This is a genomic window from Phreatobacter aquiterrae (genome assembly GCF_053471285.1).
On the sequence record NZ_JBJPHW010000004.1, the window covers coordinates 18,505 to 38,907 of the forward strand.

At 66.9% G+C, this 20,403-nt stretch carries 22 protein-coding genes; 12 read left to right on the forward strand and 10 right to left on the reverse strand.

Annotated features, from left to right (window positions below):
• Positions 1–153 precede the first annotated feature (153 nt).
• From ACJ4V0_RS07605 to ACJ4V0_RS07620, 4 genes are all read left to right on the forward strand, one after another.
• Positions 154–336 (forward strand): hypothetical protein, encoded by a 183-nt coding sequence (locus ACJ4V0_RS07605; RefSeq protein ID WP_448298970.1) that lies wholly within the window; start codon positions 154–156, stop codon positions 334–336.
• Between the two features lie 171 nt (positions 337–507).
• Positions 508–1,518, forward strand: coding sequence for a TerC family protein (locus ACJ4V0_RS07610; protein WP_448298971.1), 1,011 nt, complete (start codon positions 508–510; stop codon positions 1,516–1,518).
• Positions 1,519–1,530: 12 nt separating this feature from the next.
• Positions 1,531–2,481 (forward strand): sodium-dependent bicarbonate transport family permease, encoded by a 951-nt coding sequence (locus ACJ4V0_RS07615; RefSeq protein WP_448298972.1) that lies wholly within the window; start codon positions 1,531–1,533, stop codon positions 2,479–2,481.
• Positions 2,478–2,789 (forward strand): DUF190 domain-containing protein, encoded by a 312-nt coding sequence (locus ACJ4V0_RS07620; protein ID WP_448298973.1) that lies wholly within the window; start codon positions 2,478–2,480, stop codon positions 2,787–2,789. Before ACJ4V0_RS07615 ends, ACJ4V0_RS07620 begins: the two co-directional genes overlap by 4 nt.
• A 71-nt stretch (positions 2,790–2,860) precedes the next feature.
• On the opposite strand, the gene ACJ4V0_RS07625 is transcribed toward ACJ4V0_RS07620, so the two are convergent.
• The 3 genes from ACJ4V0_RS07625 to ACJ4V0_RS07635 all read right to left on the reverse strand — a co-directional run bounded on the left by ACJ4V0_RS07625 (position 2,861) and on the right by ACJ4V0_RS07635 (position 4,535).
• A complete protein-coding gene (locus tag ACJ4V0_RS07625; RefSeq protein WP_448298974.1) occupies positions 2,861–3,292 on the reverse strand; it encodes a response regulator in 432 nt (143 codons plus the stop codon).
• Positions 3,293–3,464: 172 nt separating this feature from the next.
• On the reverse strand, positions 3,465–3,623 hold the full coding sequence (locus ACJ4V0_RS07630; RefSeq protein WP_448298975.1) for a hypothetical protein: 159 nt from the start codon (positions 3,621–3,623) through the stop codon (positions 3,465–3,467).
• Between the two features lie 114 nt (positions 3,624–3,737).
• Positions 3,738–4,535 (reverse strand): response regulator, encoded by a 798-nt coding sequence (locus tag ACJ4V0_RS07635; protein WP_448298976.1) that lies wholly within the window; start codon positions 4,533–4,535, stop codon positions 3,738–3,740.
• A gap of 150 nt (positions 4,536–4,685) precedes the next feature.
• Between ACJ4V0_RS07635 and ACJ4V0_RS07640 the strand changes: the two genes are divergently transcribed.
• From ACJ4V0_RS07640 to ACJ4V0_RS07650, 3 genes are read left to right on the forward strand one after another with little or no spacing between them, the layout of a single operon-like run.
• Positions 4,686–4,883, forward strand: a complete 198-nt coding sequence (locus tag ACJ4V0_RS07640; protein WP_448298977.1) for a NepR family anti-sigma factor — start codon at positions 4,686–4,688, stop codon at positions 4,881–4,883.
• Positions 4,873–5,442 (forward strand): sigma-70 family RNA polymerase sigma factor, encoded by a 570-nt coding sequence (locus ACJ4V0_RS07645; RefSeq protein WP_448298978.1) that lies wholly within the window; start codon positions 4,873–4,875, stop codon positions 5,440–5,442. The genes ACJ4V0_RS07640 and ACJ4V0_RS07645 overlap by 11 nt, the downstream gene beginning before the upstream one ends.
• Positions 5,439–7,088, forward strand: coding sequence for a sensor histidine kinase (locus tag ACJ4V0_RS07650; protein ID WP_448298979.1), 1,650 nt, complete (start codon positions 5,439–5,441; stop codon positions 7,086–7,088). Before ACJ4V0_RS07645 ends, ACJ4V0_RS07650 begins: the two co-directional genes overlap by 4 nt.
• Positions 7,089–7,095: 7 nt before the next feature.
• On the opposite strand, the gene ACJ4V0_RS07655 is transcribed toward ACJ4V0_RS07650, so the two are convergent.
• On the reverse strand, positions 7,096–7,974 hold the full coding sequence (locus ACJ4V0_RS07655) for a transglutaminase family protein (RefSeq protein ID WP_448298980.1): 879 nt from the start codon (positions 7,972–7,974) through the stop codon (positions 7,096–7,098).
• A gap of 199 nt (positions 7,975–8,173) precedes the next feature.
• Positions 8,174–9,979: an ABC transporter ATP-binding protein/permease gene (locus tag ACJ4V0_RS07660; protein ID WP_448298981.1), complete on the reverse strand. Its 1,806-nt coding sequence runs from the start codon at positions 9,977–9,979 to the stop codon at positions 8,174–8,176.
• A gap of 185 nt (positions 9,980–10,164) precedes the next feature.
• On the opposite strand from ACJ4V0_RS07660, the gene ACJ4V0_RS07665 reads away from it, so the two are divergent.
• The 3 genes from ACJ4V0_RS07665 to ACJ4V0_RS07675 all read left to right on the forward strand — a co-directional run bounded on the left by ACJ4V0_RS07665 (position 10,165) and on the right by ACJ4V0_RS07675 (position 12,630).
• On the forward strand, positions 10,165–10,905 hold the full coding sequence (locus ACJ4V0_RS07665) for a Crp/Fnr family transcriptional regulator (RefSeq protein WP_448298982.1): 741 nt from the start codon (positions 10,165–10,167) through the stop codon (positions 10,903–10,905).
• 126 nt (positions 10,906–11,031) lie between these two features.
• Entirely contained in the window at positions 11,032–11,928 is an 897-nt protein-coding gene (locus ACJ4V0_RS07670) for a transglutaminase-like domain-containing protein (RefSeq protein WP_448298983.1), read from the forward strand.
• Between the two features lie 144 nt (positions 11,929–12,072).
• Positions 12,073–12,630, forward strand: a complete 558-nt coding sequence (locus ACJ4V0_RS07675) for a PRC-barrel domain-containing protein (protein WP_448298984.1) — start codon at positions 12,073–12,075, stop codon at positions 12,628–12,630.
• A 111-nt stretch (positions 12,631–12,741) separates the two neighbouring features.
• Here the strand turns inward: ACJ4V0_RS07675 and ACJ4V0_RS07680 are convergent, their stop codons facing one another.
• The 4 genes from ACJ4V0_RS07680 to ACJ4V0_RS07695 all read right to left on the reverse strand — a co-directional run bounded on the left by ACJ4V0_RS07680 (position 12,742) and on the right by ACJ4V0_RS07695 (position 16,950).
• A complete protein-coding gene (locus ACJ4V0_RS07680) occupies positions 12,742–13,578 on the reverse strand; it encodes an extensin family protein (RefSeq protein ID WP_448298985.1) in 837 nt (278 codons plus the stop codon).
• 242 nt (positions 13,579–13,820) lie between these two features.
• Entirely contained in the window at positions 13,821–14,180 is a 360-nt protein-coding gene (locus ACJ4V0_RS07685; RefSeq protein ID WP_448298986.1) for a PRC-barrel domain-containing protein, read from the reverse strand.
• A 159-nt stretch (positions 14,181–14,339) separates the two neighbouring features.
• Positions 14,340–16,835: a PAS domain-containing protein gene (locus ACJ4V0_RS07690; protein ID WP_448298987.1), complete on the reverse strand. Its 2,496-nt coding sequence runs from the start codon at positions 16,833–16,835 to the stop codon at positions 14,340–14,342.
• Complete coding sequence (locus ACJ4V0_RS07695) at positions 16,828–16,950, reverse strand: hypothetical protein (RefSeq protein WP_448298988.1); 123 nt, start codon at positions 16,948–16,950, stop codon at positions 16,828–16,830. The genes ACJ4V0_RS07690 and ACJ4V0_RS07695 overlap by 8 nt, the downstream gene beginning before the upstream one ends.
• A gap of 198 nt (positions 16,951–17,148) precedes the next feature.
• Here ACJ4V0_RS07695 and ACJ4V0_RS07700 point away from each other — a divergent pair, with 198 nt between their 5' ends.
• Both ACJ4V0_RS07700 and ACJ4V0_RS07705 read left to right on the forward strand, forming a co-directional pair.
• Positions 17,149–17,322 (forward strand): DUF1328 domain-containing protein, encoded by a 174-nt coding sequence (locus ACJ4V0_RS07700; RefSeq protein ID WP_448298989.1) that lies wholly within the window; start codon positions 17,149–17,151, stop codon positions 17,320–17,322.
• Positions 17,323–17,620: 298 nt separating this feature from the next.
• Positions 17,621–19,111, forward strand: a complete 1,491-nt coding sequence (locus ACJ4V0_RS07705; RefSeq protein ID WP_448298990.1) for a sensor histidine kinase — start codon at positions 17,621–17,623, stop codon at positions 19,109–19,111.
• 264 nt (positions 19,112–19,375) lie between these two features.
• On the opposite strand, the gene ACJ4V0_RS07710 is transcribed toward ACJ4V0_RS07705, so the two are convergent.
• Positions 19,376–20,287, reverse strand: coding sequence for a LysR substrate-binding domain-containing protein (locus tag ACJ4V0_RS07710; protein WP_448298991.1), 912 nt, complete (start codon positions 20,285–20,287; stop codon positions 19,376–19,378).
• Between the last annotated feature and the right edge of the window lie 116 nt (positions 20,288–20,403).

The window sequence follows — 20,403 nt, forward strand, 5'->3', positions numbered from 1 at the left end:
GCCGCCATCCTTCTGCGAGAGCCGCGCCGATGCAAGAGCGGTTGCCGCCGCGGCACCGCCGCGCTCGCGCAACTGCGGGTGATCCGGCTCTTGACGTCGTCGTCGCGAGACGTCTGACTGATGGTATTGGAATAGTGGGCAGGAGATCGTCGGATGACCTGGATCATCGTCGGCATGGCGCTCGGCGGCGGCCTCGCCGGCGGCCTCTACTGGATGTATGGCCGCAACCAGGAGGCCGGCGCGTCGCAGGAGATGGTCTCGGGCGACGACGGGCGGCCGCCGGCGCCCCGCGACACCTACACCTCAGGAGGAGATTCGGGCGGCGAGGGTGGCTGATTCTCGCTGCGCCGGAACGCCCTGAAGCCGTTTGACGCACCGGAGCCGGCCCGCGCCTGCCCGATTTTCGCCACAGTCCTGCGGCATCTTTCACCGCGTTCCGGGCCCCTCTGATGGCGTCCCGCCATGATGTCGGATGATCTCGTCAACCTCGAGAGAATAGGTCCGGTCATGGAACTTCTCAGCACCTTCGTGTTCTCCGTCTGGCTGACCAAGCCGGTCTGGATGTGGCTCACCTTCTTCGCCATCGTCATCACGCTGCTCGCCCTCGACCTCGGCGTGCTCCACAGGGGTCACCGGGAGATTGAGACGCGCGAGAGCCTCATGCTCTCCGCCTTCTACATCTCGCTCGGCGTCGCCTTCGGCGCCTGGGTCTGGTGGGCGCTGGGGGCCGAATCCGGCATGAACTACCTTACCGGCTTCGCGGTCGAGAAGGCGCTGGCGATGGACAATGTCTTCGTCATCGCGATGATCTTCTCGTTCTTCGCGGTGCCGCGGAAATACCAGCACCGCGTGCTGTTCTGGGGCATCCTCGGCGTCATCGTGCTGCGCGCCATCATGATCGGCGTCGGCGCGGCGGTGGTCTCCCAGTTCTCCTGGGTCCTCTACATCTTCGCCGCCTTCCTCGTCGCCACCGGCGTCAAGATGCTGGTGTTCAAGGAGGGCAAGACCGACATCTCGACCAACCCGGTCCTCGCCTTCATGCGCCGGCGCTTCAACGTCACGCAGGAGCACCACGACGAGAAGTTCTTCGTGAAATTGCCGGATCCGAAAGCGCCGGAAAGCGGGCACCGGATCTGGTTCATCACGCCGCTGTTCATGGCGCTCGTCCTCATCGAGATCGCCGACGTGATCTTCGCGGTCGATTCGGTGCCGGCGATCTTCGCCATCACCACGGACCCCTTCATCGTCTACACCTCGAATATCTTTGCGATCCTCGGCCTCCGCGCTCTCTATTTCGCGCTCGCGGCCATGATCCATCGTTTCCATTATCTGAAGACGGCGCTCGCCCTCGTTCTTGTCTTCATCGGCGGCAAGGTCTTCGCCGCGGACCTCATGGGCATCGACAAAGTGCCGCCGGTCCTGTCGCTGACGGTCACTCTCGGCCTTCTCGCCGGCGGCGTAATCTACAGCCTGTGGAAAACCCGAAGGCAGGAGCGCGCAGCGGCACGGGCGGCGTAGGATCGCCCGGCCATGGAGGTCCTGCTTTCTCCCGTCATCCTCTTTTTCGTGCTGGGCGTCCTGGCCGCCGCGGCCAGGTCAGACCTCGCCATCCCCGAGCCGATCGCCAAGGGGATGGCGCTCTATCTCATGGCCGCCATCGGCCTGAAGGGCGGCGTCGAGGTTTCGGCGAGCGGCTTCTCGCCGCTCATGGCGTCCGCGGCGGTCGCAGGTCTTGCGCTGAGCTGCCTGATCCCCGTCGGCGCCTTCGCCCTGCTGAGGAGCCTCGGCCGACTGCCGCGGCTGGATGCTGCGGCGGTGGCGGCCCACTACGGCTCGGTCAGTGTCGTCACCTTCGTCGCCGGCAGCGAGATGCTCGCGGCGGCCGGCATGGCGCCGGCCGGCTTCATGGTGGCCGTGCTCGCCCTGATGGAGACGCCGGCCATCATCGTCGGACTTCTTCTCGCAAGGGGTGTGCGCGCCGGGGACGCACATGAGCGCCACGAACTCCTGCGCGAGACCCTGCTGAACGGGACTGTCGTGCTGCTGCTCGGCAGCTTCGTCATCGGCCTCGTCGTCGGCAAGAAGGGCTTCGCCACCGTGGCCCCGGTCTTTGACTCCGGATTTCGCGGCGTTCTCTGCCTGTTTCTCCTCGACATGGGCCTCGTCGCCATCCGCAGGCTGCGCGAGACGCGCTCCCTGACGCTGCGCCTCGCATCGCTCGGCATCGTCCTGCCGGTGATCAACGGCGCGCTCGGGACGCTGCTGGGGCACTTCATAGGGCTCGACGCCGGCTCGGCCGCCGGCCTCGGAATCCTTGCCGCCAGCGCCTCCTACATCGCTGTTCCGGCGGCCATGCGCCTCGCCCTTCCGCAGGCGGATGCGGGCCTCTCCCTGGCGATGTCGCTGGCCGTGACATTTCCCTTCAACATCGCGATCGGCATCCCCGCCATCTCGTACCTTGCACGATGGTTGTCGCCATGACCCCGACAGAACGACGCAAGAAGGTCGATATTCTCGCCGACAGGCCCCTGGTCCGGCGGATAGTGGAGATTATCGAACGCAGCGGCGTGACAGGTCACACCGTTCTGCCGGTGGCGGAGGGGGGCGGCTATCGCGGCATATGGAGCGACGACCAGGTGGCGGGAGCCTCGGCCAAGATGCTCGTCTTCACCATCACCACCGCGCCCAAGGCGGAGGAGATCGTCGAGGCGCTGACGCCTCTCCTGGAGACGCACAGCCTTCGCGTCTGGCTCACCGATGTCGAGGTGATACGTCCCGAACGCTTCTAGGACGAGGTGCAAGGGCACCGACCGCGGGTTGTTCGGTGTACGGCCCTCGCCAGCACTCCTGACCTCGGTTCTCAGGAGCCCGAAGAGGGTCCCCCCGCGGCTTCGGGGGACGGGACCTGCATCGGCGCGGCCGGATCAGATGCTTGACGCCCTGCCATCGCAGCCGTGATGAAACCGAGAATGTCGCGGGAATGGAACGGCTTGCGCACGAAGGTGGCGCCCGTCAGTTCGGCGGGCAGATCGGATGGCAGCGAGCCCGAGACGAAGGCGAAGGGCGTGCCGCGCTCGCGCAGCTTCAGCGCGACCTCGAAGGTCTTGCCGCCGACCACGTCGACATCGAGCAGGGCGCAATGCACCACATCGTCGGCGAACGCCTGCGCCTCGCGCAGGCTGTCCACGACGATGACCTCCGTCCGCGGCCCCAGATCCTCGAGGACTGCGGCCTCGATATCCATGGCGATGAACGGGTCGTCTTCGACGATGAGAATGCGTTGCTTGCCCATACCCTTGACTTGCCTATGCGAGCGAACCCTCGTCGCTCCAGAACTCACCCCTGTAGAGAACCAACTCTACGCGAACATACCATTAATATCGCATCCCAGCGACCGGACGGCGTTCAACCGCCCGGCACGGGAGTGTTAGGATTGGTACTTTCCGGTCGCGTCCCGGCCGGGTTCATGCGGCGCCATCGGCGAAGCCGACGGCAAGATGCGACCCCGCAAGCGCGAGCGCGAGCAGGCTCACGTCCACGATGACCGGTGTCAGGCTGACCACGCCGCCAAACAGGACGGCGCCGGCCACCAGAATTGTCACTGTCGAGGGCATGATCCCCATGGCGACCTCCGGCAAGCAGCGGTTTCGAACCGCATTCCTGAACCGGATAACCGGCATCCGCAGCGAGGGTTCCCCAAGGCCGGGGAAAAATCTCCGCCGCGTCACCCGACCCGCTCAGGCCACCTTCCGCTCCGACCGTCGGTCGAAGAACAGCGCCTGGCTGATCGCCGCCTTCACCGCTTCCGGCTGGAACGGCTTGGTGATCAGGAAGGCCGGCTCGGGCCGCTCGCCGGTGAGGAGGCGCTCGGGATAGGCGGTGATGAAGATGACCGGCAGGTCGATGCTCTGCAGGATCTCCGCGACCGCCTCCAGCCCCGAGGAACCATCGGCCAGCTGAATGTCGGCGAGGACGAGCCCGGGGCGCTTCTTCGCGACAAGGGCGACGGCCTCCTTGTGGGTCCGGGCGATGCCGGTGACCGAGTGGCCGAGTTCCTGGACCAGCGTCTCGATGTCGAGCGCGATGATCGGTTCGTCCTCGATGATGAGGACGTCGGTAGCCACCTGCTCGGCGATCTCCCGGCCGGCCTGCTGGATGAGGGCGCCCGCCCGTTCGAGATCGACGTCGAGGACGGCGGCGACCTCTTCCAGTGCGAAGCCCTCGACGGTCCTCAGCAGGAAGGCCTGGCGGGACAGCGGGGTCAGCGCCTCGAGGTTGCGCTCCACGGCGCCCGCGCGAGCCAGCGTCGCGGTCGGTGGCGCCATGTTCACCGGCATGGACGACCAGAGCTTGAGGAAGATCCGGTATAGTGCGATGCGGGCCGACACGTCCCTCGGGAAGGACGCGGGATCGGCCACCAGAGCCTCGAGCGTCGCCAGCACATAGGAATCGCCGCCGGCCTGCGTGCCGTCAAGGGCACGGGCGAAGCGGCGCAGGTAGGGCAGATGCGGGGCAATTTCCGCAGCAATGGTCATTCTGGACTCCTGTCGAATGGGTCCCAGAGCAGCGCGGAACCCCTTGGTTTGGCAAGCTTTTTATTTTTTCGTTTTGCGGGAACCATTGCCGGCAGCGAACGTTCTGGGTTGGATCAGGTGCGTGCCCGGCGGGTGCGCGAGGAGAGGCCGATGGGCGCGATTCAGGACGACAACGACAAGGACCGGAAGGACGACGACAGGGACATCGTCCTCGACCCGCGCATTCAGGAGGCCATCGGCAAGTCGCTGAAGGCCCATTACGACGACCTCATCAAGGCGCCGATGCCCGATCGCTTCCTCGTTCTGCTCGCCGAGCTCGAAGCCAAGGAGCGTCGCAATGGCCCGTGACGAGTTCCGTGAAGGCCTCATCGCCGAACTGCCGAACCTGCGCGCCTTCGGCGTCTCGCTGTGCGGCTCGGTCACGCAGGCCGACGACCTTGTGCAGGAAACCATGCTGAAGGCCTGGGGCAATTGCGAGAAGTTCCAGCCGGGAACGAGCCTGCGCGCCTGGCTCTTCACCATCCTGCGCAACACCTACTATTCGCTCTACCGCAAACGCGGCCGCGAGGTGCAGGACAGCGACGGCACCTATGCCCAGCGCCTGACCGTGTCGGGCGAACAGGAAAGCGCGCTCGATCTCGCCGATTTCCGCAAGGCGCTCGCCAAGCTCTCCGAGGAGCATCGCGAGGTGCTGATCATGGTCGGCGCCAGCGGCCTGTCCTACGAGGAGGCGGCAGAGATCTGCGGTGTCGCAGTCGGCACGATCAAGAGCCGCGTCAACCGCGCCCGCGCCAAGCTCGCCGATCTCCTCGGCATTACAGGCGTCGACGATATCGGGCCGGATCGCCGCACAACGGCCGTCATCCGGCAGTCCCCGGCCGACATGGCGCGCACCTCATCGACATGAACGTCACGGCATTCCGCACCGTCCGGGGTCGCCTTCTCGCCTTGATGGTTCTCGTGATCCTGCCCATCGCCGTGATCACGGCGGTGACCGCGACTGCGACCTACCGCTCGGTCCTCTCCTCGATCGAGGCCTCGCAGTTGCAGACGGTCGGCAACTTCGCGGTGCGGACCCGCGTCTGGTTCCGGGAATCGCTCCGGACGCTCCTGGCCGCCACGGCAAGCGTCGCAGCCACCGATGCCTCGGCCGAGCAGTGCCGCGCCATCGCCAACCGCATTGTCGGCGACAATATCGGCATCAGCGCGGTCGCACTCAGTGCGGGCGAGCGCCCGGGATGCACCGCCGGCCAGACCGCGGACCTTTCCGCGGCCGTCATCGGCGGCATCGTCGAGAGTTACCGGACGCGCAGCCGCAGCAGCACGTGGATCGGCAGTGACCTCGCCGAATCCAGCTACGGGGTGGCACAGGTCGGGCAGCGCCGCTTCATGGTTATCTATGCGCGCCGCAGCACCGGTCCGCAGACCCAGATTCTCGAATCCCTGCTGCTCGTCGATGCGGTCATCATGAATCGCGCCTTCGCGCTGGGAGTGGTCAATCCCGGGGTCATCGTTGGTATCGTCCGCGGCAACACCGACATCGTGGCGGCCCGCGGCGCCGACGAATCCGACATGACCTGGCTGCCTGTCGAGGCGAGCAGCACAAGTGAGTTGCAACGCTGGGAGACCGTCAGCCGTGCGGGGCAGAGGGCCACCTACGGCATGCAGCGGGTCGCCGAGCCGGACCTCTACGTGCTGGCGCGCTTCGACCAGCAGGCGGAGCGGGCGGCTTTCCTCCAGTTCATCGCGCTCCTTCTGACCCCGCTGGTGACGCTGATGGTGCTCTTCGCAGTTTACTCGCTGGCCATCGACGCCAATATCGTGCGGTGGATCCGCGGTATCGAGGCGGCGGCGGTGGCCCGAAGCTCCCAGGAAGCGACACTCGCCCCGGTCGATGCCGCCATGCCCCACGATATCCGCCGCGTCTCCGAGGCCTTCAACACGCTGGTCGTCGACCAGGCCGACCGCGTCGAACGGCTCAACCAGACGATCGGCGCCAATCGCCACCTTGTCCGCGAACTGCACCACCGCGTGAAGAACAGCCTGCAGGTGATCCAGAGCTATCTCAGCCTGGCGCGACGCCAGCACGCAGCAGAACACCGGCCGGTGCTGGCGGCGGTCGAGGCGAAGGTCCACGTGCTGTCGATCGCCTATCGCCACGCCCTCGCCCAGGGCGAGATGCGGCCCGTCGAGCTGAAGCCCTTCCTCGACGAGGTGACGGCCATGCTCAACGGCCTGCTCCAGCCGGCGCGGCCGTGGATCACCGCCACCGCTCCGGAGGATACGGCCCTGGTGGTCGATCGCGCCATTCCCCTCGGACTGCTGGTCGTCGAGATGGCGACGCATGCGCTGCAGGAGGACGAGGCGGACAGCGTGTCGGTGCAGATCGGCACCGGCGCTGGCGACACCCTGACACTCGACGTCACGACGGATCACCGTCGGACCAGTGCCGTCAACACCAAGGTTGCCCTCGGCTTGCTGCGCCAGATCGGCGCGACGCAGACGGCAGGACCGGACGGCGCCAGCGCCGGGCGCTGGCACGTGCCTCTCTGATGGCCGATCAGGCGACGCTGGCGTAGCTTTCGGTCGGCGCGATATCCACCCCGACGGACAGGCTGATCAGGGCGCCCACCGGGCCGATGAAGCTGCCCGAGACCGGCGAGGCGTCCCACGGCACCCGTGCCACCGCGACGCGGATCAGATGCGGGTCGGCGACGAGAGCGTTGGTCGGATCAAACTCCACCCAGCCGTCACCGGGAATGAAGACCTCGGCCCAGGCATGGGTCAGACCGGCGGCCGAGCGCTGCCACGGATCAGCCTGGCCGTCATGCAGATAGCCCGTCACGAAGCGCGCCGCATAGCCGAGACGCCTGACGGCCTCGATGAACAGCCAGGCGAGATCCCGGCAGGAGCCGGACTTGAGGTCCAGCGTCTGCGTCGGCGTCTGGGTGCCCTCCTCATAGCGGACCGCGTAGCCGAAACCGGCATGGATGGCCCGCGACAGGCGGCTCAGCGCGTCGAGGTCCTGGGCGTCCCCGGCCAGGGCCGACGCAATCCAGGCGGCGAGAACTCCACCCTCGTCGCCGCTGGCCGGCACCAGGAAGGGCTGCAGCACGATCCGCTCGCCATCGGAATAGTGGGGGACGAAGGCTGCGCCCGCCGTCGTATGGGCCCGCGGAAAGGCGGAGGCATAGCGGCGCAGCACGAGGCCCGAGGTGATCTGCAGCCTGTCGGCCATGCCGGCAAAGGTCGCGACGCAGATCGGGTTGCCATAGACGTCGTGCGACCAGTGCAGTTCGGCGTTCGGGAAGATGTCGAGCTGCGTATCGAGGATGCGCAGATCGAAGCTGTCGCGCGGGCGCAGCATCAGCCGGTGCGGTCCGAACTGCACCGGCCCCGCATACTGATAGGTCGTGACGTGACGCAGGTGCAGATCCATGGTGGCGATCGAACTCCCGGGTCGCGCCTCGATACAGCTTCGCACCCGGACACTGTGAAAAAAAGAAGCCGCCAGAGGCGGCTTCAGTGAGGTCTACATCGCGGGAAGGGACATGCGATGATCGCTTCATCAACGCGCCTCCCGCATATTGGTTCCCGGAATTTTTCCGGTCGCTACCGGTGGGAAAAGCCCCTGCCCGTCAGGCCGCCTCACGCCCGCTGAGCAGCCGCCAGAGCGACTTGCGGATCGGCGTCGATTGCATGCGCGCGCCGGCGGGCCGCCGCACCAGCGTGATCTTGCGGTCGTGGAACCTTTCGAGCCCCGGTCGATGGCCGACGCTGATCAGCGTCGAGGCGGCAAGTTCGTTCTCGAACAGGGAGAGCAGGCTGTCCTGGCTGCCCTCGTCGAGCGCGGCCGTCGCCTCGTCCATGATGATGATCGGCGGCTTGTGGATCAGAAGGCGGCAGAAGGCGACGCGCTGGCGTTCGCCGCCGGACAGGACGCGATCCCAGTCGTCATCCTCATCGAGGCGTTTCGCCAGATAGCCGAGCCCGCAGCGCTCCATGGCCTGCAGGATGACCGCATCCTCCACCGCCGCCTCGCCCTCGGGGTAGAGCAGAATGTCCTTCAGTGTGCCGCGGGGCAGGTAGGGCTTCTGCGGCACGAAGGCGTAGGGCGTGTTGCGCGGGAAGGCGATGCGCCCCGAGCCCCAAGGCCAGAGCCCCGCGAGCGCGCGGATGAACGTGCTCTTGCCGGTGCCGCTCTCCCCGGCGATGAGGATCTTTTCTCCAGGCTGGATACGGATGGAGGCGTCGTCGATGACGACGCGGCCGTTGCGGTGGGCCAGCGACAGATTGTCGATGTGGATGGTGTCGTCCTCGCTCTCGTCGAGGTTGATCTGCTGCTCATCCTCCATGATCGTGCCGATATCCACCTCTTCCAGGGTCTCGGCGAATTCATCGACGCGCACCACCGAGGCGTACCATTCGGAGAGGCGCACGAAATTGTCGACGAACCAGATGAGCGCCGCCTGCACGGCGCTGAAGGCGGCGGCGACCTGCATGACGGCGCCGAGCGTCAGTTCGCCAGACAGGTATTTCGGCGCCGCCAGCAACAGCGGAACGATCGGGAACAGCGCGCCATTGGTGTTGAGGACCAGCGCGATGAAACCCTGGCGGCGAACGACCGCCAGCCAGGCCTTCACGACATTCGTGTAGGTGTCCTTGACCGATGAGCGTTCGTCGGCGTCACCCTTGATCAGCGCGATGCTCTCGGCGTTCTCGCGCAGCCGCGTCATTTCCGCGCGGAACAGGGCTTCCGTCTCGTTCTTGGTCGCGATCTTCCCCACCAGCGCCCGGCCCACATAATAGGCCGCCGTCGACGTGATGACGGCATAGAGGACGGCCGCGATCGCCATGTAGGCCGGGATGTGGAAGGTGCGCCCGCCGATCTCGAAGGATATCGAGCCGGCGACCGTCCAGAGGATCGCCGCGAAAGTGACGGCCGTGACGAAGGCGGCAATCAGGCCGATGGCAAATTCCACCAGCGGTTCGGTGGAGATGCGGACATCCTCCGCGATGCGGAACTCCGGCGCCGAGTGCTCCGTGGCGAGGAAGCCGAGGCGATAGTAGCGCTGGTCGGCGATCCACCACCCCGCCAACCGATGGGTCACCCATTCGCGCCAGCGCACCTGCAGCAGCATGCGCGAGACGACGAGCCCGGACATGGTGATCGCCGCCACCCCGACGAGCAATGGCAGCAGGCTGATGGCGGTGACGACGTCGCCGATCGCCTTCTTCTCGAGCGCGTCGAAGAACATGCGGTTCCAGCTGTTGATGCCGACCTGCGCCGCGATCTGCGCGAAAGCGAAGGCGAGCACCACGGTCGTCAGCATCCAGGCGCGAACGGCGGAAAAGCCCGTCCAGAAGCCCGTCGCCATGCGCAGGAATGATCGCGATCGCGACCGGTACGGCCGGTCCGCGACGTCGGTTTCGGAGGTGGACATGGTGAGGATTCCGCGCGGCTGGAGGAGGCCCGACTTGACGACCCGCGCTTGCGGCGGCGGAATGCATCAGGAAGGGCCGACGTTAGGAACGCAATCGACGCCTGCGAGTTCCCTGCGCGGATCGACACGCCGCACGACATTTTGGCGCGCGGAGGCCGAGGGGACCCATGATCTCGAATACGTCAATGCACCGCACGACCCACCGCTGGTGTCACGCCTGTCCGCTGCGCCACAAACCGGCATTCCAGCCGAAGACCGCGGAGGACATCCAGTTCATATCGGCGATGAAGCTGGAACATCGGCGGCTGCCCGCCGGACAGGAGATCATCTTTCCCGGACAGGACGACGCCGAGCTGTTCACTCTCTTCGAGGGCTGGGCCTTCCGCTACAAGGTCCTGCCGGACGGCCGCAGGCAGATCCTCAACTTCCTGCTGCCGGGCGACCTGATGGGTCTGCAGGCGTCGCTCCTCTCGGTCGCCCAGCACGGCATCGAGGCGCTGACCGACGTGGAGCTCTGCGTGTTCCCCCGCCGCAAGTTGTGGGACATGTTCGTCCGGATGCCGCAGCTTGCCTATGAAATGGCCTGGCTCGGCTCCCGCGAGGAGAGCCTCATCGACGAGAACCTCCTGTCCACCGGACAGCGCAACGCGACGGAACGCGTCGCCTCCCTCATCATCTCGCTCTATCGGCGCGCCGAGGTCCTCGGTCTGGTGACGGATCGCTCCTTTGTCTTTCCGCCGTCGCAACAGCAGCTCGCCGACGCCCTCGGCCTGTCGCTCGTCCACACCAACAAGACCTGGGCCAAGCTGCGGCGGGCCGGACTTTTCAGCTTCTCGGCCGGTCGCCTGACGATGGAGAATCCGCGCCTGACCGAGCGGATCGCCGCCCAGTACGATCGCGACCTGACACAACGGCCCATCCTCTGATCGCGCGGAAAGCTGATCCGCGCGCAAGGAACCGCTGGCCAATCACGGCGTTCCACCCTCATCATCACATCTGCCGCGCCCGGCGGATGCGGCCGCATGCCCGCATCCCTGCGAAGGAGCCCGTCCATGCATATCCGCTACGGTTACGACATCGACATCGTCTGCGACCAGACCCTGCCGGCGATCCTGATGCTCGACGTCCATCCGGACCGGCGCAGCGACATCTCCGAGCCCGACGTGCTGGCCGCGTCATCGCTTGCGACAGGGGCGGCCTGCCCGACCGAGATCTATATCGACGGCTTCGGCAATATCTGCCGGCGCATCACCGTTCCGGCCGGCGGCGTGCGCCTGTCGGCCGAGGGCACCATCCACGATTCCGGCTTCCCCGATCCCGTGGCGCCGTGGGCCGCGCTGATGTCCCCCGACGCCCTTCCGCCCGAGACGCTGAGCTTCCTGCTCGGCAGCCGCTATTGCGAGACCGATACCCTCATGGCGGTCGCGTGGAGCAATTTTTCCGGCGTGCGCCCCGGGTGGGAGCAGGTGCAGGCCGTCTGCGACTTCGTCCACAGCCACATCCGCTTCGACTACCTGGCGGCCCGCCATACCCGCACGGCCGCCGAGGCCCTGCAGGAGCGCGTCGGCGTCTGCCGGGACTTCGCCCATCTCGCCGTCACCCTGTGCCGGTGCCTCAATATTCCGGCGCGCTATTGCACCGGCTATCTCGGTGATATCGGTGTGCCGGTCGACCCCAATCCCATGGACTTCAGCGCCTGGTTCGAAGTCTATCTCGACGGCACATGGTATGCCTTCGATGCGCGCCACAACCGGCCGCGGATCGGCCGCATCGTCATGGCGCGGGGACGAGATGCCGCGGACGTGCCCTTCGTCAATTCGTTTGGTCCGCATACGCTCGCCCGCTTCACCGTCATCACCGAAGAGGTGGAAGGCAAGCGCTTCCCGCAGTCGGCCGAGTACCGCCGGCAGCACTGGCAGGCCATCAACGATATTCGCGATGCCGGCTAAGTAGATACTTTCTATATCCCCTATCGGCATGGATCATCGGAACAACAGGCCCTCCTGACAGTTGTCATGGCAACAGCGCGGTGCTTCGGAACTTGCCTCAGGCGGCATCCATCGCGCTGGTTTTCCACACAGGAGGCAACTGACATGATCAGGACCACTCTTTTGACGGCATCCGTCGCGACCCTTCTCGCCACCGGCGCGTTGGCCCAGACGGCCACCCCGGCGCCGCAGCAGCCGGCCGCCCCCACTCAGGCCCAGCCCATGCGTCCGATGACGCCGGCGGCCACCGAAATGGGTGCCCAGCAGCTGACCACCAGCAAGATCGTCGGCATGTCGATCTATGCCCCGAAGCCTGACCAGGCCTCGACCGGGACGACCGCTCCGATGACCACCGGCTCCACCGCCGCGCCGTCCTCGACGCACATGCAGCTGACGCCGGTCACCGACGAACAGTGGCGCACCATGCGTGACCGCCATGACTCCATCGGCAAGATCGACGATCTCGTCATTGGCACCGACGGCCGCATTTCCCATGCCGTTCTCGGCGTGGGCGGCTTCCTCGGCATCGGCGAGAAGACCGTCGCGCTTCCGCTGACCGACATCAAGTTCATGCGCATGTCGGACGGCACGCTGGTCGGCTTCGTCACGAGCACGAAGAAGCAGCTGCAGGACATGCCGGCGTTCACGCCCGCGCGCACCTGACGCCACACGGACAAGCGAGACAGTCAGCCCCGCGCCCCCGGCGCGGGGCTTTCGCTTGTTTAGTGACGTCTGGGGCGACGTCCGGCCGACTGGGATGGCGCATCTTCTGCTTCACTGGCAGAGCCGGCTGTCGCCGCGAGACCCGCGCGGCTCTGCATCGAGGTGGAGATGGTCCGCATGGGCTGCATCCGATCCCGGCCCGAGAACCGTTGTGAACCAGCCGCAGGCGGACCGGCGCAGCGCCTGGATGAAGCGCGCGACCTTCTCGTCCCCCGGCGCCTCGACGCTCTCCCGGCGTCCTCCGGCAAAATCGAACCAGGCGATGTCGATGGCAATCCCGCGGCCGTGGGCGCTTATCTTCGCCCCCTCAAGCCGGTTGCGCGGCCGGCACGCAAAGCCCGGACCCGTGCCGAAGGCGACCATCGTCCGGCCTGTCGTGGCGCGGGCGAGCGGCTCGGCCGCAGCGCGAGTGAAGTCGGCGAGAGTGCCCGCGAAGGAACAGCTCACCACCGGCCTGTCGGGCCAGCGGACATCGCCGTCATCGGTCGTCATGCCTTCCAGTTGCACCGGATCTGCGATCGCGCAGTCCGCCCGCGCGTCCGTTGCCGTGGCCGGCGAGAAGCGGACACCGGAGATGGCCAGTCTTGCCTGGCACGCCGATGCTGCAACCGCCGGAGTGCCGGCTGTCGAACGGGAAGCGGATGGCGGGGATGGCTGCGGCGCCGCGGCAGCAGGCGGGGCGGCCTGAGGCCGGCTCTGCGGCAATGGCGCGCGTGAGGGCGAGGATTGGGCGTGGGCAGCACTGCCGAACCCGCCGGAGACAGCCAGTACAAGCGCCAGAGTGGCGGGAATCGCGGGGCGGGCGTTCATCCGGACCATGATGCAACGCCCATCATGCACCTGCGCCCACGAAGACGCCACTCGCCGGTCACCGTGGGCGGAGGGCATGGGCGGTGACGGCAAGGGCCGCGAGAACCGGCAGGTAAAGACGGAACGACAGACCGTCCATGAATCCTTGCAATAGGGGAGCGCCGCGCGATCCTCGCGGGATCAACGCCAGGCGACCTGGACCATTCCTGCATGAGAGCATGTCTCCAACTGCCAAGACGCACGAAAACGGCGGCCTTGCGGACCGCCGTCTCCATGTCGGAAGGGCGAAGGTGGACGGGACGTCGCACCCTCGCCGCGGGTCAGTGCACGCTGTACTTCGCGTAATAGTCGAGGGAGGGGCTCTGGCCGGCGCCATCCTGCTTGAGGAGGTCGTTCAGCTCGTAGGACGGCGCCTTCTCCAGCACCTCCTTCGACAGGGAAACGACATAGCCGCCGCGCTCCTTGTCGTAGTCGAGCATGGACCACGGCATGGCGTGATAGCGCTCGCCGATGCCGAGGAAGCCGCCGAAGCCGAGGACAGCGAACATCACCTTGTCGGACATCTTGTCGAGCACGATGTCCTCGACGTGGCCGATCTTCTCGCCCTGCGAATTGTAGACGCTGGTGCCGGTGACACGCGAGGCGACGATGGCGCGGGTATGGCCTGAGGGAGTGGGCATGACGTGCTCCTGCATCGTGGTGAGTGGTGCTGGAACAACGCGCGACCGCAGCGATCGTTCCGGCGCAAAGGCCTCATGCCGGGATCTGCCGGCTTCCTGGACAGGGCTCGCAGAGGCGGCGGATCCACCTGCCGCACGGCGGTTCGGAGGCGCCGGCCCTCAGCGCATGTCGTCCTTCCGGAGCACCACGTCCATCCGCGCCACGACCCCCTCGGGACGGTAGTCGATGGCGACCTCGCCGCCGAGCTGCGAGGCGAGCAGCCGATTGAGCAGCAGCGTGCCGAAGCCCTTGCGCTGCGGCGGCTCGACCCGCGGCCCGCCGCTCTCGCGCCAGACCAGCGTCATGCGCGGCTCCGGCACCGCCCCGTCGCTCTCGATCATGACGTCGACTCTGCCCTCCGGCACCGACAACGCGCCGTACTTCACCGCATTCGTCGTCAGTTCGTGGATCGCCATGCCGACCGGCACGGTCATGTCGCGCGGGATCACCATGGTCGGGCCGTCGATGACGACCCGCCCGTCCGCCGGATCGAGATAGGGGGCGAGTTCGCTCTCCAGGATGTCGCGCAGGCCGGCGCCGGCCCAGGCCTCGCGGGTGAGCAGCGAATGGGTGCGCCCCAGCGATACGAGCCTTTCGGAGAAATCTTCGCGGAACGCCTCGAACGAGCGGGACGACCGCCCGGTCGCCGACGCGATCGCCTGCACGGTGGCGAGAATGTTCTTCACCCGGTGATGCAGCTCGCGGATCAGCATCTGCTGGCGCTCGTCGGCCTGCTTGCGCGCACCGATGTCGAGCGCCGTGCCGAGGACCTGCGTCACAGCCCCGACCGCGTCGCGCTGGAACGGCGTCTCGCGGAACAGGAACCAGCGATAGGAGCCGTCGGCGTGGCGCAAGCGGTATTCGATCTCGCGCACCTCGCCATCGGCCACGCGGCGGATCTGCGCGGCGAATTCGGCGACACGCCGTCGGTCCTCTGGATGAACCAGTTCGCCGAGCGCCTTGAGCGGCCGACCCGTCAGTTCGGCCGGCCCGTAGCCCAGCGTGTCGAAAACCTGCGGGTTGATGTAGGCGTTCCGCCCGCGCTTCAGGTCGTTGATGAAGATGAGGTTCGGCGCCGAGATCATCAGCCGCTCGAGACGGGACTTCTCCTGTGCCAGCTCCGCCACGCGCGCCTTGAGCTGGCCCTGCGCCGCGACCAGCGCCTCTTCGACCAGCTTCTTGTCGTGAATGTCGGTGCAGGTCCCGAACCAGCGTTCGATCCGCCCCGCGCGGTCGCGGATCGGCACGGCGCGGCCGATGAACCAGCGGTAGGCGCCATCGCCCGACTTGAACCGGTACTCGATCTCGTAGGGCTCGCCGGTGTCGAGCGAATGCTGCCAGCGCCTGGCGGCGCGCTCCCGGTCGTCGGGATGGAGGAGATCGTTCCAGATTTCGCCCATAGTCGATCCGGGCGTCATGCCCGTGAACTCGTACCAGCGCTGGTTGAAGTAGTCGTGGTAGCCGTCGGGCAGCGTCGACCAGACGAGCTGCGGCATGGCGTCGGCAATCGTCTGGAAACGCCGCTCGCTGCGCTGCAGCTCGGCGTCCACCACCCGTAGGTTCTCCGTCACCTCGTCACGCAGGCTGCGCTCTTCCGCATAACCCCGGCGCACGGCGGAGAGGATGCGGCTCGCGGCCAGCACGGCGATGGCCATAGCCGCGAGGATGAGGCCGATGCCGATCAGCGCGACCGGTCCGAGCATCGAGGCGAAGCTGCGTCCGAACACCGCTTCGGGGATCGCGATGACCGCCGCGAAACGGCTTTCCGGCGCACGGGCAACCGCCAGGCTCGCCGCCAGATTCTCCACCGTCCGGGCATGGATCAGCCCGCTCGCCTCGTTAGCCAGGGCCTGGCGGACCGCCGCCACCGCCGGTGTCCCAACAAAGCGCGCACCGTCGCGGGACCGTGCCGCCACGCGGCCATCGGCATCGAGAATGGCCGAGATCCAGTCGGCGGGAAGGTTCTGGGCCTGCAGCGCTTCGGCCAGCACCGCGGAAGGAATGATGAGAGCGACCACCACTCGCTGGCCAGACCGAGTCGCGGCTCCCACGGCCGCGACGACGGCCGGCTCGCCGATCGCGTCGCCCGTCAGAATTCCCGAGATCGCCAGGCGATCACCCGCCATCGCCCGCCGCACGATATCGAGGCCGCTGGTCGGCGTGAGGCTGATGCCGCCCGCGCCAACGGGGAAATAGGTGTTGAGAAGCCGTCGTCCCTGCTCGTCCAGAATGGCGACGTAGGTGCCGCGCCGGGTCGACCTCGCCGCCTGCTGGTAGAGGGACAGCCAGTCGCCGCTGGCGAGCGAGGGCGATGAGGCCAGCGCCCGCAGATAAACCTCGGCCTGCTTTATATCGGCGTCGACGCTGGCGGCGATGGCCCGGGCCTGCTCGACGAGGCGCGTCTCCATCCGGGCCCGCTCGCTGCGGTTGGCCTGCCACACGGCGCCGAGGGCCAGCGCCAGCAGCGGGATGGCGATGCCGGCGACCAGAAGCAGCAGCCGCACCCGCAATGCATGCAGGCGCCTGCGCTCGCCGCCTTCATCCGGAGCATGCAACTGCATCTGCGGGGACGGGTCCTGCCCGCTCACCTCCGTCACGGCGCGACCGTCACTCATGGTGATGAATCGTCTGGCTACGCATCAGCTTGCCCGGCATCGACTGGTCTCGCAGGATGATGCGGTCGGCAGTGGCGGGGAGAAGCAGGTCGGCAAGGGGCGGGCGGTCAACCATGATGTCGCGTCTCTCCGTCCCCATGCACGCCGGACACCGTCCGTCCCGGACGCGCCCGCGTTACGCCAAACGTCACGGCCGGCGCGAAGTTCCATGACTGACATAGGGAACCCGGGTCGGAATGCGACGTTGATCGGCAGACATTTCCATGTCGCCGGGATCGCAAGGGTCCCGTCACAACCACATCAGGAGCAAGCCATGGGTTCCCTTCTGCACTGGGCCATCGTTTTTCTCGTCGTCGCGCTCGTCGCGGCCTTCCTCGGCTTCGGCGGCGTCGCCGGGACTGCCATGGGCGGCGCGCAGATGCTGTTCTGGGTGGCGATCGTCCTCTTCGTCGTCTCGATCGTCGCCGGCCTGATACGCAGGGCCTGATGCCGGCAGGGCTTCTTCCTGCCGACTGGTCGTCTCCGCAACCCGCACGGCTTCCGCCGCTGCGGGTTGCTGGCGTAACGGCCTCGCGCAGTCGACCATTACCGCGCGCCGACACTGGCGTCCGCGCGGAAAGGCGCCTCACAGGTGCCGGATTTCCCTGACCATGTGAAGGAGCGCCTTCGGGCGATGAGAGGCCGCCCGGCGGGACGCCCGGCCTTCCACGATGGCTGTCCTCAGCCGGAAACCCTGCAGTGGCTGTCCGAAAGCGGCAATGACATCGACAACGGCAAGAGAAGCAATGATCGCCAGGATCGACTGGGAAGACCTGCTCGCAAACCATGGCGGCGAATGCGGTCGTCTCGTCGCCAGCTTCGACTGGGCCTCCACCCCCCTTGGACCCGTCTGCACATGGCCCATCGCCTTGCGGGCCGTGACCATGACGATCCTCCGCTCCCCTGTTCCCCAGGCCCTCCTCGTCGGACCGGCGGGCATTCTGATCTACAACGACGCCTATGCCGGGATGTCGGGATCGCGCCATCCTGGACTTCTGGGCCAGGGCGTGCGCGAGGCCTGGCCTGAGGCCGCCGACTTCAACGACAATGTGGTGCGCTCGTGCCTTGCCGGCGCGGCCCTGTCTTACCGGGACCAGCCCTTCGTGCTCTATCGCAACGGCGGCCCGGAGGATGTCTGGTTCGACCTGCACTACAGCCCGGTCATGGACGACAACGGCTTTCCGGTCGCGGTGCTCGGCATCGTCACCGAAACCACCCTGCGCGTGCGCGCGGAGCAGGAGCTGATCCGCAGCCGCGAGCGGCTCGCCTTCGCGCTGAACTCCGCCGGCATGATCGGCACCTTCGACTGGCACATCGCCTCCGACCTCTTCTTTCCCGACGCGCGTCTGGCGCAACTGCTCGGCAGCCGGGCGCGCGGCGCGGACCAGGGCATGCCCATCGAGGATTTCCTCGGGGCGGTTCATCCGGACGACATCCAGCGGGTGCGCGATTCTCTCGCCCGCGCGATTGCCGACAAGGACAAGTCTTCGGAGGAGTATCGCCTCCTTGGTCATGACGGCGTCTGGCACTGGGTGATCGCGCGGGGCGAATGCCTCTACGACCACGAGGGCCGGCCGGCGCGTTTTCCCGGCGCCATCGTCGACATCAGCGAACTGAAGGAATCGGAAGAGGCGCGCTCCATCCTGCTGCGCGAACTGAACCACCGCGTGAAGAACATCTTCGCCGTGGTCTCCGGATTGATCTCCATGACGGCGCGCGGCGCGTCGACGCCGCGCGAGATGGCGGATGCCCTTCGTGGGCGCCTGAGCGCCCTGTCGGCGGCCCATGATCTCATCCGATCGGCCGTGCTCGGCGAGACCGATATGGCGGAGACGATCCAGCTTGCCGATCTGCTGAAGCGGATCCTGGCGCCGCATGTCGACCGTCCCGAACGGCTGGTCATTTCCGGTCCGGACCTGATGCTCGGCCCCAACGCCACCACCAGCCTCGCCCTCGTCTTCCACGAACTGGCAACCAACGCCGCCAAGTACGGTGCCCTCACCGACGAGAGCGGCGAACTCCGGGTCGCGTGGGAGTACACGCCCTCCGACGTCACGCTGGAATGGCACGAAAGAACAGCCGCGACCACGGACGATCCGCCGACCCATCGCGGCTTCGGCAGCCAGCTCATCGAGATGAGCGTCCAGCGCCAGCTCAAGGGCGTCATGAGCTATGACTGGTCCGGGGACGGGCTTCGCGTCGCCCTGTCGGCGCCGGTCGAGCAACTGGTCCGCTGAGCCGGGACGTCGACGGAGACTGTCCCTCCGCCCAAACGAAAAGGAGGCGGAACCGCGTCCCGCCTCCTGATGTCTTTCAATACGGAATTTATGCCCGCCCGGTCAGCTCCAGAAGATGGCGAGCAGGATGATGATCGGCAGGGGAATGCCGAGAATCCACAAGAGAGCACCACGTCCAAGACCCATGACCTGTCTCCTTCGGTTGCGTTGTCAGGGGAACAACGCTGTCGCCCGCGGACGGTTCCGGACGAGTCGCCGGCGCCCTCAGGCCATCACGGTTCCGCGCACCGCCTCGGCCGAACGGCGCACGACGGTGGCGATCTGCGACAACTGCGCGGAGAGCGGGCTCGTCCTGCGCCAGATCATGCCGATCGTGCGCGACGGCCGCGGGCTGTCGAAGCGGGCGATCGACACCGGCGCCGAACGGCTTTCCAATGCCACGGCCATCTCCGGGATGAGGGTCACGCCCATGCCGGCGCCAACCATCTGGACGAGGGTCGACAGCGAGCTGCCGTCGAGCAGTTCCTTCGGGCGGGTCGAGGTCATGCCGCAGAAGGACAGCGCCTGGTCGCGGAAGCAGTGGCCCTCCTCCAGCAGCAGCAGCCGCATCTCGCGCAGCATGTCGCCGCTCGGCACCGCCTTGCCCTCGTCCTCGCCGGGGCGGACGAGGACGAAATCCTCCGAGAACAGCGCCACCTCCGTCATCGACGGCTCCGAAACAGGCAGGGCGACGATGGCGGTATCGAGCCGTCCCTCGCTGAGCTCCTGGATCAGCTTCGGCGTCTGCGTCTCGCGCACGTGGATGTCGAGCCCGGCGTGGATCTGCGTCAGGTCGGCGATGATCGCCGGCAGGAGATAGGGGGCGACCGTCGGGATGATGCCGATGCGCAGCCGGCCGACCAGCCCTTCGCCCGAGGCGCGGGCGAGATCGGCCAGTTCGTCCACCGCTCGAAGGATGTCGCGGGCCCGGACCGAGAATGCCTCCCCGAAGGCGGTCAGCCGCACCTGCCGGGCGCTGCGCTCGAAAAGCGGCGTTCCCAGCGACTCCTCCAGCTCCTTGATCTGCATCGAAAGCGCCGGCTGCGAGATGGCGCAGGCGTCGGCGGCGCGCCCGAAATGGCCATGGCGCGCCAGAGCGTCGAAATAGCGGAGCTGTTTGAACGTGAAGTTGATCATCAGATGAACTTATCGTCGCAATCAGCAAATTCAACTTAGTCTAATCACAAGCCTTCGCTACAAGGGAGGCGGAGCGGGATCGTCGTGAGCTTTACGACGCCCGCCGGCCGCCGCAG

Coding starts and splice junctions, on each gene's coding strand:
- ACJ4V0_RS07605 (WP_448298970.1), top strand. CDS start 154: ATGACCTGGATCATCGTCGGCATGGCGCTCGGCGGCGGCCTCGCCGGC.
- ACJ4V0_RS07610 (WP_448298971.1), top strand. CDS start 508: ATGGAACTTCTCAGCACCTTCGTGTTCTCCGTCTGGCTGACCAAGCCG.
- ACJ4V0_RS07615 (WP_448298972.1), top strand. CDS start 1,531: ATGGAGGTCCTGCTTTCTCCCGTCATCCTCTTTTTCGTGCTGGGCGTC.
- ACJ4V0_RS07620 (WP_448298973.1), top strand. CDS start 2,478: ATGACCCCGACAGAACGACGCAAGAAGGTCGATATTCTCGCCGACAGG.
- ACJ4V0_RS07625 (WP_448298974.1), bottom strand. CDS start 3,292: ATGGGCAAGCAACGCATTCTCATCGTCGAAGACGACCCGTTCATCGCC.
- ACJ4V0_RS07630 (WP_448298975.1), bottom strand. CDS start 3,623: ATGGGGATCATGCCCTCGACAGTGACAATTCTGGTGGCCGGCGCCGTC.
- ACJ4V0_RS07635 (WP_448298976.1), bottom strand. CDS start 4,535: ATGACCATTGCTGCGGAAATTGCCCCGCATCTGCCCTACCTGCGCCGC.
- ACJ4V0_RS07640 (WP_448298977.1), top strand. CDS start 4,686: ATGGGCGCGATTCAGGACGACAACGACAAGGACCGGAAGGACGACGAC.
- ACJ4V0_RS07645 (WP_448298978.1), top strand. CDS start 4,873: ATGGCCCGTGACGAGTTCCGTGAAGGCCTCATCGCCGAACTGCCGAAC.
- ACJ4V0_RS07650 (WP_448298979.1), top strand. CDS start 5,439: ATGAACGTCACGGCATTCCGCACCGTCCGGGGTCGCCTTCTCGCCTTG.
- ACJ4V0_RS07655 (WP_448298980.1), bottom strand. CDS start 7,974: ATGGATCTGCACCTGCGTCACGTCACGACCTATCAGTATGCGGGGCCG.
- ACJ4V0_RS07660 (WP_448298981.1), bottom strand. CDS start 9,979: ATGTCCACCTCCGAAACCGACGTCGCGGACCGGCCGTACCGGTCGCGA.
- ACJ4V0_RS07665 (WP_448298982.1), top strand. CDS start 10,165: ATGCACCGCACGACCCACCGCTGGTGTCACGCCTGTCCGCTGCGCCAC.
- ACJ4V0_RS07670 (WP_448298983.1), top strand. CDS start 11,032: ATGCATATCCGCTACGGTTACGACATCGACATCGTCTGCGACCAGACC.
- ACJ4V0_RS07675 (WP_448298984.1), top strand. CDS start 12,073: ATGATCAGGACCACTCTTTTGACGGCATCCGTCGCGACCCTTCTCGCC.
- ACJ4V0_RS07680 (WP_448298985.1), bottom strand. CDS start 13,578: ATGCCCTCCGCCCACGGTGACCGGCGAGTGGCGTCTTCGTGGGCGCAG.
- ACJ4V0_RS07685 (WP_448298986.1), bottom strand. CDS start 14,180: ATGCCCACTCCCTCAGGCCATACCCGCGCCATCGTCGCCTCGCGTGTC.
- ACJ4V0_RS07690 (WP_448298987.1), bottom strand. CDS start 16,835: ATGAGTGACGGTCGCGCCGTGACGGAGGTGAGCGGGCAGGACCCGTCC.
- ACJ4V0_RS07695 (WP_448298988.1), bottom strand. CDS start 16,950: ATGGTTGACCGCCCGCCCCTTGCCGACCTGCTTCTCCCCGCCACTGCC.
- ACJ4V0_RS07700 (WP_448298989.1), top strand. CDS start 17,149: ATGGGTTCCCTTCTGCACTGGGCCATCGTTTTTCTCGTCGTCGCGCTC.
- ACJ4V0_RS07705 (WP_448298990.1), top strand. CDS start 17,621: ATGATCGCCAGGATCGACTGGGAAGACCTGCTCGCAAACCATGGCGGC.
- ACJ4V0_RS07710 (WP_448298991.1), bottom strand. CDS start 20,287: ATGATCAACTTCACGTTCAAACAGCTCCGCTATTTCGACGCTCTGGCG.